General features: G+C 68.8%; 12 protein-coding genes. 11 read left to right on the forward strand and 1 reads right to left on the reverse strand.

Annotation, left to right across the window (positions count from 1 at the left end; translation table 11 throughout):
* Positions 1–148: 148 nt before the first annotated feature.
* The 3 genes from rplU (at position 149) to cgtA (ending at position 1,991) form a co-directional block, all read left to right on the forward strand.
* Positions 149–469 carry a 50S ribosomal protein L21 gene (gene rplU / locus ACF3M1_RS06215; RefSeq protein WP_394004724.1) on the forward strand — a complete coding sequence of 107 codons (321 nt, stop codon included), beginning with the start codon at positions 149–151 and terminating at the stop codon, positions 467–469.
* A 12-nt stretch (positions 470–481) separates the two neighbouring features.
* Positions 482–742 carry a 50S ribosomal protein L27 gene (rpmA, locus tag ACF3M1_RS06220; RefSeq protein WP_394004725.1) on the forward strand — a complete coding sequence of 87 codons (261 nt, stop codon included), beginning with the start codon at positions 482–484 and terminating at the stop codon, positions 740–742.
* Between the two features lie 208 nt (positions 743–950).
* Positions 951–1,991 carry an Obg family GTPase CgtA gene (gene cgtA, locus ACF3M1_RS06225; RefSeq protein WP_394004726.1) on the forward strand — a complete coding sequence of 347 codons (1,041 nt, stop codon included), beginning with the start codon at positions 951–953 and terminating at the stop codon, positions 1,989–1,991.
* A 306-nt stretch (positions 1,992–2,297) separates the two neighbouring features.
* Here cgtA and rpsT read toward each other — a convergent pair whose 3' ends face one another.
* Positions 2,298–2,567, reverse strand: coding sequence for a 30S ribosomal protein S20 (gene rpsT, locus ACF3M1_RS06230; RefSeq protein ID WP_394004727.1), 270 nt, complete (start codon positions 2,565–2,567; stop codon positions 2,298–2,300).
* Positions 2,568–2,745: 178 nt separating this feature from the next.
* Here rpsT and murJ point away from each other — a divergent pair, with 178 nt between their 5' ends.
* The 8 genes from murJ to ACF3M1_RS06270 all read left to right on the forward strand — a co-directional run bounded on the left by murJ (position 2,746) and on the right by ACF3M1_RS06270 (position 13,218).
* A complete protein-coding gene (murJ, locus tag ACF3M1_RS06235; protein ID WP_394005198.1) occupies positions 2,746–4,290 on the forward strand; it encodes a murein biosynthesis integral membrane protein MurJ in 1,545 nt (514 codons plus the stop codon).
* 100 nt (positions 4,291–4,390) lie between these two features.
* On the forward strand, positions 4,391–5,377 hold the full coding sequence (locus ACF3M1_RS06240) for a bifunctional riboflavin kinase/FAD synthetase (RefSeq protein WP_394004728.1): 987 nt from the start codon (positions 4,391–4,393) through the stop codon (positions 5,375–5,377).
* A gap of 65 nt (positions 5,378–5,442) precedes the next feature.
* A complete protein-coding gene (gene ileS, locus ACF3M1_RS06245) occupies positions 5,443–8,259 on the forward strand; it encodes an isoleucine--tRNA ligase (protein ID WP_394005199.1) in 2,817 nt (938 codons plus the stop codon).
* Positions 8,259–8,762, forward strand: coding sequence for a signal peptidase II (lspA, locus tag ACF3M1_RS06250; RefSeq protein WP_394004729.1), 504 nt, complete (start codon positions 8,259–8,261; stop codon positions 8,760–8,762). The genes ileS and lspA overlap by 1 nt, the downstream gene beginning before the upstream one ends.
* Before the next feature lie 121 nt (positions 8,763–8,883).
* On the forward strand, positions 8,884–11,025 hold the full coding sequence (locus ACF3M1_RS06255; RefSeq protein ID WP_394004730.1) for a TonB-dependent siderophore receptor: 2,142 nt from the start codon (positions 8,884–8,886) through the stop codon (positions 11,023–11,025).
* 15 nt (positions 11,026–11,040) lie between these two features.
* Positions 11,041–11,370: a DUF3649 domain-containing protein gene (locus tag ACF3M1_RS06260; RefSeq protein ID WP_394004731.1), complete on the forward strand. Its 330-nt coding sequence runs from the start codon at positions 11,041–11,043 to the stop codon at positions 11,368–11,370.
* Positions 11,371–11,392: 22 nt separating this feature from the next.
* Positions 11,393–12,949 carry a PepSY-associated TM helix domain-containing protein gene (locus tag ACF3M1_RS06265; protein ID WP_394004732.1) on the forward strand — a complete coding sequence of 519 codons (1,557 nt, stop codon included), beginning with the start codon at positions 11,393–11,395 and terminating at the stop codon, positions 12,947–12,949.
* Positions 12,946–13,218, forward strand: a complete 273-nt coding sequence (locus tag ACF3M1_RS06270) for a DUF3325 family protein (RefSeq protein ID WP_394004733.1) — start codon at positions 12,946–12,948, stop codon at positions 13,216–13,218. Before ACF3M1_RS06265 ends, ACF3M1_RS06270 begins: the two co-directional genes overlap by 4 nt.
* Positions 13,219–13,231: the final 13 nt, after the last annotated feature.

Raw genomic sequence — 13,231 nt, forward strand, 5'->3', positions numbered from 1 at the left:
TAGAGGGGCGGGCAGGCCGTCGGCGGGCCGGAATCGACCCGTTTGACCCTAATCCACTGAATCCCCTACAATTCCGCTCCTGTCCGCCCTTGATGGCGGCCGGAAACAAGAATAACTACAGAACCAACACCGATACGAGAGGCTCCACATGTACGCAGTACTGGTCACCGGCGGTAAGCAATACCGCGTGGCGCAGGGCGAAACGCTCCGCGTCGAGAAGCTCGAAGCCGAAGCCGGCAACGAGATCACGTTCGACAATGTCCTGATGCTCGGCGACAGCGACGGCATCAAGATCGGCGACGCCCTCAAGGGCGCCAGCGTCACCGCCAAGGTCGTCAGCCACGGCCGCGCCGACAAGATCCGCATCATCAAGTTCCGTCGCCGCAAGCACCACATGAAGCGCCAGGGACATCGTCAGCACTACACCGAAATCGAGATCACCGGCATCGCCGGTGGCGACAAGAAGTAAGGAGAAGCAGTCATGGCACACAAAAAGGGCGTAGGTTCCTCGCGCAACGGCCGCGACTCCAACCCGAAGTATCTGGGCGTCAAGATCTTCGGCGGCCAGGCCATCGAGGCGGGCAACATCATCGTGCGTCAGCGCGGCACCCAGTTCCATCCGGGCGCCGGCGTCGGCCTCGGCCGCGACCACACGCTGTTCGCGCTGGTCGACGGCAAGGTCAACTTCGCGACCAAGGGTCCGAAGAACCGCCGCACCGTCAGCGTGGTCGCCGAGGCCTGAGCCTCGCGCGACGCGTGACACCGGAAAGCCCCGCTTCGGCGGGGTTTTTCGTTCTGGCGGACAATGCCCGCCAGAACGACGGGATTGGTGATTCGGGAGTCGGGATTCGCAAGAGCGACCCGCTGGTACCGTGGCCAATCCACCGGAAACGTCGGGGCCGTCAGGCTTCGGCGTTCTCCAAATCCCCAATCCCGAATCCCGAATTCCCATGAAGCTAGTCGACGAAGTTGAAATCACCGTAACCGCCGGCAAGGGCGGCAATGGCTGCGTGGGTTTCCGCCGCGAGAAGTTCATTCCGCTCGGCGGGCCCGATGGCGGCGATGGCGGCGACGGCGGCAGCGTCTGGATCCAGACCGACGAGAACCTCAATACGCTGGTCGACTTCCGTCACCAGACGCTGTTCCGTGCGCAGCGCGGCGAGGGCGGCATGGGGCGGCAGATGTACGGCAAGGGCGGCGAGGATCTGGTCATCGTCGTGCCAGTCGGCACCGTCGTGCACAACGTGACGACCGACGAGGTCATCGGCGATCTGACCGAGCACGGCCAGCGGCTGCTGGTGGCGCGCGGCGGCAAGGGTGGCCTGGGCAACATGCATTTCAAGAGCTCGACCAACCGCTCGCCGCGGCAGTCGACGTCGGGCGAGGAGGGCGAAGAGCGCACGCTGCGGCTCGAGCTCAAACTTCTGGCCGATGTCGGCCTGCTGGGCTTTCCGAATGCTGGCAAGAGCACGCTGATCCGCGCGGTCTCGGCGGCGACGCCGAAGGTCGCGGACTATCCGTTCACGACGTTGTATCCGAACCTCGGCGTGGTCAGTGTCGAGCCGGCGCGCAGCTTCGTCATCGCCGACATTCCGGGCCTGATCGAAGGTGCGGCCGATGGTGCAGGGCTGGGTGCGCTGTTCCTGCGCCACATCCAGCGCACGCGGCTGCTGCTGCATCTGGTGGAGATCCAGCCGCTGGACGGCACCGACCCGGTTGAACAGGTGCGCGCGATCGAGCGCGAGCTGGAAAAGTTCGATGCCGCGCTTCTGGACAAGCCACGCTGGCTGCTGATCAACAAAGCGGACACCCTGCTGCCCGAGGACGCCGAGGCCGAAGCGGCGCGCGTCATCGAGGCGCTGGGCTGGACCGGTCCCTGGTTCCTGGTGTCCGGCCTGGCGCACGACGGCACGCGCGAGGTGATGCTCAAGGTGCAGGCGGCGCTCGACGAACTGGACCGCAGCGAACGTGAGGCGGCCGACGCGGTCTGACGTATTCGGCAGGCCGGCGCCTGCGCTGTGAACGCCGCCGTCGTGCGCAAGAAAAACCCGGCCAATGGTCGGGTTTTGTCTATGCGGTCCGATGCGCGCGCCGGCCGGGCGCGCGTGGCGCTCACGAACGAACCGTAGCTTCAGGCGCGGAGAGCCCGGGAACGTCCGGTCTCGAAGAGTGGGGCGCCGGCGCGTTGCGTCCGACCGATCCCGCGTGGCGCGCTGTTGCGGACGCCCACAGAAAAACCCGGCCGAGGGCCGGGTTTCCCGTGCAGCATCATCGACCGCTGACGCGGTCGGCCTGGCTCAGGCGGCCTTGAGGGCCTTGATGCGTGCGGTCAGGCGGCTCTTGTGGCGAGCGGCCTTGTTCTTGTGGATCAGGCCACGCGAGCTGAAACGATCGAGGATCGGCTGGGCGACGTTGAACGCCTCCTGTGCGCCGGTCGCGTCGTTGGCGTCGAGTGCCTTGAGCACCTTCTTGACGGCGGTGCGGAGCTGCGAGCGCTGGGCGGAGTTGCGCGCATTGCGCACGACGGTCTGCTTGGCGCGCTTCTTGGCGGACTTGATGTTTGCCACGATGGATTCCTGGAAGCTGGACGTGTGAAAATCCGGCGTCGCCGGACGAATGAAAATTTGAGCAGGAAATTATGGGTGTTTCAGATACTTGCGTCAACCAGCCCGGCCTGAACGGCGCTGTCGGGTGACGGCGTCCGATCCGGTGGGCACCCAGCCGGCCCCGAAGCGCCGCGGTGGGTTGCTGCGTTCGAGCGCGGTGTTCAGCGCGATGACCCTGCTGTCGCGGATTGCCGGCTTCGCCCGCGACATGCTGCAGGCGACGCTCTTCGGCACCGGTGGCGCAATGAGCGCGTTCATTGTCGCCTATCGCATCCCCAATTTCCTGCGGCGGGTGTTCGCCGAAGGCTCGATGGCGATGGCCTTCGTGCCGGTGCTCAACGAGATCAAGGAACGCGGCGACCGTGCCGCGCTGAAATCCTTCATCGACGCGATGGCCGGTGCGCTGTGCGCGGTGGTGCTGGTGGTCTGCGCGCTGGGCATGCTGGCGGCACCGCTGATCGCGCGGCTGTTCGCGCCCGGCTGGGCGGACCAGCCCGAATTGCTGGCCCAGACCGCGCAGATGCTGCGGATCACATTCCCGTACCTGCTGTTCATTTCGCTGATGTCGCTGTCGGCGTCGATCCTCAACAGCCACGGCCGGTTCGGCCTGCCGGCGTTCACCCCGGTGCTGCACAACCTGACGATGATCGCGGCGATGCTGTGGCTGGCGCCGCGCTTCGAATTGCCGCCGCAGGGGCTGGCCTGGGGCGTGCTGATCGCGGGATTCCTGCAGCTCGCATTGCTGTGGCCGGCGCTCGGTCGGCTGGGATTGCGCCCGCGCTTCCGGGCCGGATTCAAGCATCCCGAGGTGCGCAAGGTCGGCCGGCTGATGCTTCCGACGCTGTTCTCCTCGTCGGTCGCCCAGGTCAATCTGATCGTCGGCACGGCCTTCGCATCGCTGCTGGCGGCGGGCAGCGTGGACTGGCTGTACTACTCCGACCGCCTGATCGAATTCCCGCTCGGCCTGTTCGGCGTAGCGCTGGGCACGGTGATCCTGCCGCATCTGTCGCGGCGACATGCGGCCGAGGACGCAACGGGCTACAACCAGTCGCTGGACTGGGGGTTGCGCATGGCGCTGCTGGCCGGCGTGCCGGCGGGCCTGGGCCTGCTGCTGCTGGCCGAGCCGATCACGGCGACGGTCTACAACTACGGCGCATTCGGCGCCGAGGACACGCGCATGGCGGCAATCAGCCTGACCGCGATGAGCCTTGGCGTACCGGCCTTCATGCTCAGCAAGGTGCTGGCGCCCGCGTTCTATGCGCGGCAGGACACGAAGACGCCCATGCGCGCGGCGATCTGGACGGTCGCGGCGAACGTGCTGCTGACGATCGCGCTGACCACGCCGCTGTGGCTCTACGAGATCCCCGGCGCGCACGGCGGCATCGCGCTGGCCACGGCGCTGGCGGGTGTGGTCAATGCGGCGCTGCTGTGGCGGTATCTCCGCCAGCGCGGGATCTTCAGTCCCGAGCCCGGCTGGGCGACCTACGCGCTGCGCCTGGCCTGCGCCTGTGCGGCGATGGCGGTCGTGGTGCTGGGTCTGCGGTTCTGGATCGGCGCGTGGACCGACATTCAGGGCGCGCTGCACCGCATCAGCTGGCTGGTGCTGGTGATCGGAGCAGGCGGGGCGACGTACGTCATCGCGATGGTCGCGCTGGGCCTGCGGCCGCGCCACCTGCGCCACTGAACGCGACCGCCGGACCCGGGCCGGACCGGGGGCCGGCTATACTCGCCGGTCACTTTTTTCCTGCGGGCGCCCACTGGTGCGCCTGCCGCAACGGACCCACATGAGCAGGCTGTTCCGCGACATCGCCGGCGGGCCCCTCTGTGCCGACGGCAGCGTGGTCTGCATCGGCGCGTTCGACGGGCTGCATCTCGGGCACCAGGCGCTGGTGCGCCACGCGATCGCGCGTGCGCACGTGCTGGGCGTCGACGCCGCTGCGCTGAGTTTCGAACCGCTGCCGCGCGAGTTCTTCGCTGCCGCATCGCCGCCGCCGCGGCTCGGGCCGGTGCGCGCGAAATTCGAAGGCCTGCGTGGCCTGGGTGCCGACGTGGTCGGTCTGCTGCGTTTCGATGCGCGCATGGCGGCGATGTCGCCCGAAGCCTTCGTCGATGCCGTGCTGGTGCAGCGCCTGCGCGCGCGCGAGGTCTGGGTCGGCCCGGGCTTCCGCTTCGGCCACAAACGCGCCGGCGACCTGGCGACGCTGCAGGTGCTGGGTCGCGAGGCGGGCTTCATTGCCGGCGAGATCGAGCCGTTGGTGGTCGATGGCGAGCGGGTGTCGAGCACCCATATCCGCACCGCGCTGGTCGCGGGTGATTTCGAACACGCCGCGCGTCTGCTCGGACGGCCGTACGCGGTCTCCGGGCGCGTGGTGCGCGGCAAGCAGCTCGGCCGCACGCTTGGGTATCCGACCGCGAACCTGCGCTTCGGCGGCAAGGTGCCGGCGCTGCGCGGCATCTACGCCACCCGCGTGCACGGCATCGGCAGCGGTGCCGATCGAAGCCGGCCCTGGCCGTCGGTGTCGAGCTTCGGCACGCGGCCGACCGTCGGCGGCGTCGAGCCGCTGCTCGAGGCGCATCTGTTCGATTTCGACGGCGATCTGTACGGCCGCCGCATCGAAGTCGAATTCGTCGCGCGCCTGCGCGACGAGGAAAAGTTCGACGACCTGCCGAGTCTGGTCGCGCAGATGGATCTCGACGCCGCACAGGCGCGCGCCGTCCTCGCCGCGCCGCATTCCCCACGATACGAAACGCAACGACAGGACTACGCGTGAGCGCAGACGCCAGCAATTCCAATCCCTACAAGTCGACGATCCATCTGCCGGCGACCGACTTCCCGATGCGTGGTGATCTGCCCAAGCGCGAGCCGGCGATGCTGGCGCGCTGGGAAGAGGAGGGCCTGTACGCGCAGCTGCGCGACCATGCGCGCGGGCGGCCGCAGTTCGTGCTGCACGACGGCCCGCCGTATGCGAACGGCTCGATCCATCTCGGCCATGCGGTCAACAAGATCCTCAAGGACATCATCGTCAAGTCCAAGGGCATGGCGGGTTTCGATGCGCCCTACATCCCGGGCTGGGATTGCCACGGCCTGCCGATCGAGATCGCGATCGAAAAGAAGTGGGGCAAGGTCGGCGTCAAGCTCGATGCGGTGGAATTCCGGCAGAAGTGCCGCGAATACGCCAACGAGCAGATCGACATCCAGCGTCGCGATTTCAAGCGCCTCGGTGTGCTCGGCGACTGGGACAACCCGTACCGCACGCTCGATTTCCGCTTCGAGGCCGACGAGATGCGCGCGCTGGCCAAGGTGGTCGACAACGGCCATCTGACCCGCGGCGTGAAGCCGGTGCACTGGTGTTTCGACTGCGGTTCGGCGCTGGCCGAAGCGGAAATCGAATACGCCGACAAGGTCTCGCCCGCGGTCGACGTCGCGTATCTCGCGCGTGATTCCGCCGCGTTCGCGCATGCCTTCGGCGCGACGCTGCCGAGCGATGTCGACGTCGCATTGCCGATCTGGACCACCACGCCGTGGACGCTGCCGGCGTCGCTGGCGATCTCGCTGGGCGCCGATCTCGAATACGCGCTGGTCGAAGGCCCGGTGGCGCAGGACGGCCGTCGTCGCTGGCTGGTGCTGGCCGATGCATTGGCCGAGCGCGCGCTGCGCCGCTACGGCGTCGAGGGCGATGTGGTCGTGCACGGTCGCGTGGCCGGCAGCGCGCTCGAGCACCTCGTGCTCGCGCATCCGTTCTATGCCGAGCGCGACATCCCGGTGATCCTCGGCGACCACGTGTCGGCCGAAGACGGCACCGGCGCGGTGCACACCGCGCCCGGCCACGGCCAGGAGGACTACGTCGTCGGCAAGGCCTACGGCCTGCTCGACCGCTACACCGCCGCACAGCTCAACCCGGTCGACGGCCGCGGCGTCTATCTGCCGTCGACGCCGCCGATCGGCGACACCGTGCTCGCCGGCTTGCACATCTGGAAGGCGAACGACGTCATCGTCGACGCGCTGCGCGCGCAGGGCAGCTTGCTCGCGTTCGCGAAGTTCGAGCACAGCTATCCGCATTGCTGGCGCCACAAGACGCCGATCGCGTTCCGCGCGACGCCGCAGTGGTTCATCTCGATGTCGCAGGCCAACCTGCGCACCGACGCGCTGGCCGCGATCAAGAACGTGACCTGGTACCCCGAGTGGGGCCAGGCGCGCATCGCCGGCATGGTCGAAGGGCGCCCGGACTGGACGATCTCGCGCCAGCGCACCTGGGGCGTGCCGATCGCGCTGTTCGTGCATCGCGAAACCGGCGAACCGCATCCGCGCAGCACCGAGCTGATGCGCCTGGTCGCCGATCGTGTCGAACAGCACGGCGTCGATATCTGGTACACGCTCGACGCGGCGGAACTGCTCGGCGACGAGGCGGCCGACTACGACAGGATCACCGACATCCTCGATGTCTGGTTCGACTCTGGCGTGACCCACGAAGGCGTGCTGCTGGCGCGTGGCTATGAGAAACCGGCCGACCTGTATCTCGAAGGCTCCGACCAGCATCGCGGCTGGTTCCAGTCCTCGCTGCTGACCGGCGTCGCGATCGACAAGGCCGCGCCGTACCGGCAGTGCCTGACGCATGGCTTCACCGTCGACGAGCACGGCCGCAAGATGTCGAAGTCGCTCGGCAACGGCATCGAGCCGCAGGACATCATGAAGACGCTGGGCGCCGACATCCTGCGCCTGTGGATCGCCTCGGCCGACTACAGCAACGAGATGTCGCTGTCGCAGGAGATCCTCAAGCGTACCGCTGACGCCTACCGCCGCATCCGCAACACCGCGCGCTTCCTGCTGGGCAATCTGGCCGGCTTCGAGCCGGCGCGCGATCTCGTCGCGCCGCAGGACATGGTCGCGCTGGACCGCTGGATCGTGCATCGCGCGGCCCAGCTGCAGGCGCGGATCGAGGATGCGTACGCGCGCTACGATTTCGCCGAGATCGTGCAGGCGCTGTCGAACTTCTGCAGCGTCGATCTGGGTTCGCTGTATCTCGACGTCACCAAGGACCGGCTGTACACGATGCCCGAGCACTCGGTCGGCCGTCGCAGCGCGCAGACCGCGATGTACCACGTGGCCGAGGCATTCACGCGCTGGATCGCGCCGGTGCTGAGCTTCACCGCGGACGAGTTGTGGAGCCATCTGCCGGCACCGGCAGACGGCGCGCGCGAGGCCAACGTGCAGTTCGCGACCTGGTACACCGGCCTGCGCGAACTCGGCAGCGATGCCGACTGGTCGGCGCAGGATTTCGACCGCGTGCTGGAACTGCGCGAGCGCGTGTCCAAGGTGCTCGAGCCGATGCGCGCGAGCGGCGAGATCGGCGCGGCGCTCGATGCGGAGATCGAACTGCGCTGCGGCGTGTCGGACGCGAACTGGCTGTCGCCGGTCGTCGACGAGCTGCGCTTCCTGCTGATCAGTGGTGAAGTGACGATCGTCGACGACCCGGCGGCGACTGCGATCGGCGTCTCGGCGCGTGTGACCGGCAAGCCCAAGTGCGTGCGCTGCTGGCAGCGTCGCGGCGATGTCGGCGCGCATGCCGAGCATGCCGACCTGTGCGGCCGCTGCGTGGAGAACATCGCGACCGATGGCCGCGACGGCCAGGGCGAACTGCGGAGGTGGTTCTGATGGCCAAGGTGACGCCCAACGCCCTGCCGTGGCTGGTGCTGTCGGTGGTGGTGATCGTGCTCGATCAGCTGACCAAGTACTGGGTGCTGACCTCGCTGCCCGAGTACACCGCGATTCCGGTCATCGACGGGTTCTGGAACTGGTACCGCACCTACAACACCGGTGCGGCGTTCAGTTTCCTTGCCGATGCGGGTGGCTGGCAGAAGTGGTTCTTCACCGGCCTGGCGATCCTGATCTCCGGCACGCTCGCGGTGTGGCTGGCGCGCACGCCGCGCAACGACTGGCGGACCGCGCTGCCGTTCGCGCTGGTGATCGGCGGGGCGATCGGCAACGTGATCGACCGGCAGATCCATGGGCACGTCGTCGATTTCATCCAGTGGCACTGGCAGGACTACTACTGGCCGGCGTTCAACCTGGCGGACGCGGCGATCGTCGGTGGCGCGATCGGCATCGCGCTGTTCGGCTTCATCGGCGGCAAGAGTGCCCCGGCGAGCCGTCGCTGAGCCGCACAATCTGTTGTTGAGAATCATTTGCGGTTGCATCACGATCTCATTATCATCCGCGGCTAGGCGCCGGCTGTTCCGGCGCCACAGCCCGTGAGATCGCCCGATGTCCTCGTGTTCCATGTCGTCGCAGCGCCCGGCCTTCGCCCGCTGCCCGCTCGCCCTGTGTTGTGCGGCCGCCTTGGCGGCGTCCCTTCCGTTGTCCTCGTGGGCGGCCAATGACACTGGCCTTGCCGATCCGATCGAACTCAACCGTGTCGAGGTGCATGCGGCGAAGGCCGCCGGCTACGGCGCGCCGCCAACGGCCGCCGGCACCGGCCTGCGGCTGACCACGCGGGAGACCCCGCAGTCGGTCAGCGTGCTCACCCGTGAGCAGCTCGACGATTTCGGCCTCGACACGCTCAACGACGCGCTCGACGCCGCGCCCGGGATCGGCGTGGAACGGGTCGAAACCGGTCGCACGTATTACACCGCGCGCGGGTTCGACATCAGCAACTTCCAGTTCGACGGCCTCGGCGTGCCGCTGCCCTATGGCATCCAGGAGGGCGACATCGACCTGGCGATGTTCGACCGCGTCGAGGTGCTGCGCGGCGCGAACGGCCTGATGTCGGCGACCGGCAATCCGTCGGCGACGATCAACTTCGTACGTAAGCGGCCGACGGCGGCGTTCGAGGGCGCGGTGCACGCGACGTTCGGCAGCTGGGACCGGCAGCGCATCGATGCCGATGTCGGCGGTCCGCTGGGCAGCGACGCGGTGCGCGGCCGCGTGGTCGCGGCCTACGAGGACGGCGACAGCCATCTCGATCGATATCACCTGGAGAAATCGCTGGTGTACGGCGTCGTCGACGCCGATCTCGGCGCGTCGACGCGCCTGACCGCAGGCGTCTCGCGCCAGGACAACAACGCCGACAGCCCGCTCTGGGGCGCGTTGCCGCTGTTCTACGCGGACGGCTCGCCGACCGACTACCGGCGCAGCACCAGCACGGCCGCGGACTGGGCGTACTGGGACACCCGGGATACGCGCGCCTTCGCCGAGATCGTCCACGACTTCGGCAACGGCTGGTCGCTGCGCGGTGCGTTCAACCACCAGGACAAGGACCAGGATTCGGAACTGTTCTACGTCTACGGCACGCCCGATCGCACAACCGGGCTGGGCCTGTTCGCCTATCCGTCGGCGTATGCCGGTGCGCTGCGCAGCCGGCATGCGGACGTGCGCGCCAGCGGGCCGCTCGAATTCGGCGGCCGTCGCCACGACGCGGTCGTCGGTGCGAGCTGGGCGGACAGCCGCGTGCGCGAACTCTCGTGGTACAGCGACGACATCGGCACGCCGCTCGGCCCGCTGGGCGCCTTCGATGGCCGCTATCCGAAGCCTGCGTTCGACAGCTACAGCGACGGTTCGGATTTCGAGTTCCGACGCGAGACGCTCTACGCGAACGTGCGCTGGGACCTGGCGGACACGTTCAAGCTGATCACCGGCGCCAACCACGCCCGCGTCCGCATGGACGGCATCGGCTACGGCACACCCAGGAACAGCGCGGTCACGCGCACCACGCCGTTCGTCGGCGCCGTGTGGGACATCGCGCCGGCGTATTCGCTGTACGCCAGCTACGGCGGCATCTTCGCCCAGCAGACCGAGCTCGATGCATCCGGGACGCCGCTCGAAGCGATCGAGGGCAGCAGTCTCGAAGCGGGCCTCAAGGGCGCCTGGTTCGATGGCCGGCTCAACGCCTCGGCCGCGGCGTTCCGGGTGGAGCAGGACAACCTCGCTCGTTACGTGGGCTTCGACGTCGACAGCGGCCGCTCGGTCTACGCAGGTGAGGATGCGCGTTCGACCGGCGTGGAGCTCGAAGTCTCCGGCGAGGTCGGCGAGACCTGGTCGCTCTCCGCCGGCTGGACGCGTCTGCGGATCGAGGACGACACGGGCGCCGACAGCCGACCCTACGTGCCGCGCTCGACGCTGCGTGCCGCCGCGGTGGCGCGCATCGCCGCGGTGCCGGGTCTGCGGGTCGGCGGCTCGGTGCGCTGGCAGGGGGATATCTGGCAACCGGTCGCGTTGCCGGACGGCACGCCCGCGCGGGTCGAGCAGGATGCGTACGCCGTGGTCGGCCTGATGGCCGGCTATCGCCTGCGCAGCGGCTGGGATGCGACGCTGAATCTCGACAACCTCACCGACCGCACGTACCTGACCTCGCTCTACAGCGCCGGGCAGGGCTTCTACGCCGCACCGCGCAACGTCTCGTTGACGCTCGGTTACCGGTTCTGAGCGGTGGCGCCCACGATGAATCCCCGTGTCGACCGGCGCCGTCGGCCCGATGCCCACGCGCGCTGGCGGCATGCCGGCGAGGTTCTGCTGCGCACGGTGATCGCGGTGGTCGGCGGCTACGTCCTCGCCCATGCGTTCTCGGCGCTCGCTGCATCGCTGCTGCCGTTGTCGCGGCCGGACCGGGTCATCACCGGCATGCTGCTGGCGTTTCCGGTGTGGTGCGCGGCCGCGGTCTACAGCTTCGGTGCGCGGCGCTGGACGCGCGCCGCCGCCGTGGTGCCGCTGCTGGCGCTGGCACTGCTAGCCGCCGCGTCGCTGCTGTCGGCACAGGCGATGCGTCCGTGATCCGCGCGGGGAGGGTGCCGTCATGAAGAACTCGTTGCGCCAGGCGATGGCCTGGCTGCACACCTGGGCAGGCCTGCTGTCGGGCTGGTTGCTGTTCGTCATCTTCGTGGGCGGCACGATCGCCTGCTTCGACCGCGAGCTCGACGACTGGATGCGTCCGACGCTGCACGATCTCGCCGGGCCGCAGCCGACGCGCTTCGATGCCGCGTTCGACATCCTGGAACGCCACGCGCCCGAGGCACACGTGTGGTGGGCCCATGTCTCCAGTGCGCGCAAGCGTGGCGTCGAGGCGTTCTGGTTCAACGACGATGGCAGCGAGGGCGCGGTGCTGCTCGACCCACGTGACGGCGCGGTGCTGCCTGCCACCGCGGGCGGCCAGTTCTTCTTCCGGCTGCACTACGACCTGCATGCCGGGCTGTGGGGCATGTACGCGGTGGGCCTGCTCGGCATGATGATGCTGGTGGCGCTGGTGGCCGGCGTGATCACCCACAAGAAGATCTTCAAGGACTTCTTCATGCTGCGCTGGCGCGGTGGCGGTCAGCGCGCCTGGCTCGACGGACACAACCTGGCCGGTGTGCTCGGCCTGCCGTTCCACGTGATGATCGCCTACACCGGCGTGGCGATCTTCGCCGCCAGCTACATCGTCGGCGGCACGCAGGCGGCGTACGGCGGCGACACAGAAGCCTTCTTCGCCGACGCCGGTGGATTCTTCGAGCGCGAGGAAACCAACACGCCGCTGGCATCGCGGCATTCCGTCGACGCGCTGGTGGCCGATGCCGAGCGCCGCATGGGCGCCCCGGTGGACTGGGCGTCGATCCACCATCCAGCCGACGGCAGCGCCCTGATCGCATTCGGCACCGACCATTCCCGCCGCGTGGCCTGGGACATGCAGCAGGTGCAGTACGACGCGGCGACGGGCGCATTCGTGCATCAGTCCGCGCCGGCGACGGCGGGCTACACCACCTACGCGTTTCTCGGCGGCCTGCACATGGCGCAGTTCGGCGGCGCGGCGCTGCGCTGGCTGTATTTCGTGCTGGGTCTCGCCGGCTGCGTGATGCTGGCCACCGGCATGCAGGTCTGGGTGCGCAAGCGCGCGCAACGCTGCGCGGCGGCGGGCCTCGTCTCCGGGCACGGCCTGGTGCGTGCGCTCAACGTCGGCGTGGTCGCCGGGATGCCGCTGGCCTGCGCGGCGATGCTGCTGGCCAACCGCCTGCTGCCGGCGGCGCTCGAAGACCGGGCGAAGGCGGAAATCGTCACGTTCTGCGCGGTCTGGGCCGCGGCGGCGCTCTGGGGCGCATTGCGTGACCGTGTCGGCCGCGGCTGGCGCGACCTGTTCCTGGCGACCGCGGTCGCGATGGCGGCGGTTCCGGTGGTCAATGTCGCCACCGCGCCGCACAGTCATCTCGGCGCGACGCTGGTCCGGGGCGAATGGGCGTTGGCTGCGGTGGACCTGGTGGCGATCGCCTTCGCACTGGGCTTCGCTCTGCTCGCGCGTGCGGCTTACCGGCGCGGCGCCGCTGTGCCGGCGGACCGTGCGCAGCGCTCGAGCGAGGCCGGGCGCGCCGGAGATCCCGCATGATCCTGTTCGCCACCCTGATGCTGCTCGCCGCCTGGTGGGCGCTGGCCGCCGCGATGCCGCCGGCGAACCTGTCCCGCCGGCGTCGCCGCGTGCTGCGCAGCCTGGCCGGGGCCGCGCTGGCCGCGAGCCTCGCGCTCTACGTGGCCGCGATCGGCGTCGAGCAGGGGCCGGTGTTCTGGACCGCGGCGCTGATGCTCGCCGCCCTGGTCGTGGCGCTGTCGCGTGCGTTGTTCCGCCCCGGGGCACGGCCACGCGCCCGAGGCGAATGAACGCCGTCACCGG

The organism is Luteimonas sp. WGS1318 (genome assembly GCF_043187535.1).
In the GTDB taxonomy this organism is placed as follows: domain Bacteria; phylum Pseudomonadota; class Gammaproteobacteria; order Xanthomonadales; family Xanthomonadaceae; genus Luteimonas.

Excerpts from the sequence above, each read along its gene's own strand:
- ileS (WP_394005199.1), top strand. The coding sequence starts at position 5,443 with ATGCGTGGTGATCTGCCCAAGCGCGAGCCGGCGATGCTGGCGCGCTGG.
- ACF3M1_RS06255 (WP_394004730.1), top strand. The coding sequence starts at position 8,884 with ATGTCGTCGCAGCGCCCGGCCTTCGCCCGCTGCCCGCTCGCCCTGTGT.
- cgtA (WP_394004726.1), top strand. The coding sequence starts at position 951 with ATGAAGCTAGTCGACGAAGTTGAAATCACCGTAACCGCCGGCAAGGGC.
- ACF3M1_RS06260 (WP_394004731.1), top strand. The coding sequence starts at position 11,041 with ATGAATCCCCGTGTCGACCGGCGCCGTCGGCCCGATGCCCACGCGCGC.
- rplU (WP_394004724.1), top strand. The coding sequence starts at position 149 with ATGTACGCAGTACTGGTCACCGGCGGTAAGCAATACCGCGTGGCGCAG.
- ACF3M1_RS06240 (WP_394004728.1), top strand. The coding sequence starts at position 4,391 with ATGAGCAGGCTGTTCCGCGACATCGCCGGCGGGCCCCTCTGTGCCGAC.
- ACF3M1_RS06265 (WP_394004732.1), top strand. The coding sequence starts at position 11,393 with ATGAAGAACTCGTTGCGCCAGGCGATGGCCTGGCTGCACACCTGGGCA.
- ACF3M1_RS06270 (WP_394004733.1), top strand. The coding sequence starts at position 12,946 with ATGATCCTGTTCGCCACCCTGATGCTGCTCGCCGCCTGGTGGGCGCTG.
- lspA (WP_394004729.1), top strand. The coding sequence starts at position 8,259 with ATGGCCAAGGTGACGCCCAACGCCCTGCCGTGGCTGGTGCTGTCGGTG.
- rpmA (WP_394004725.1), top strand. The coding sequence starts at position 482 with ATGGCACACAAAAAGGGCGTAGGTTCCTCGCGCAACGGCCGCGACTCC.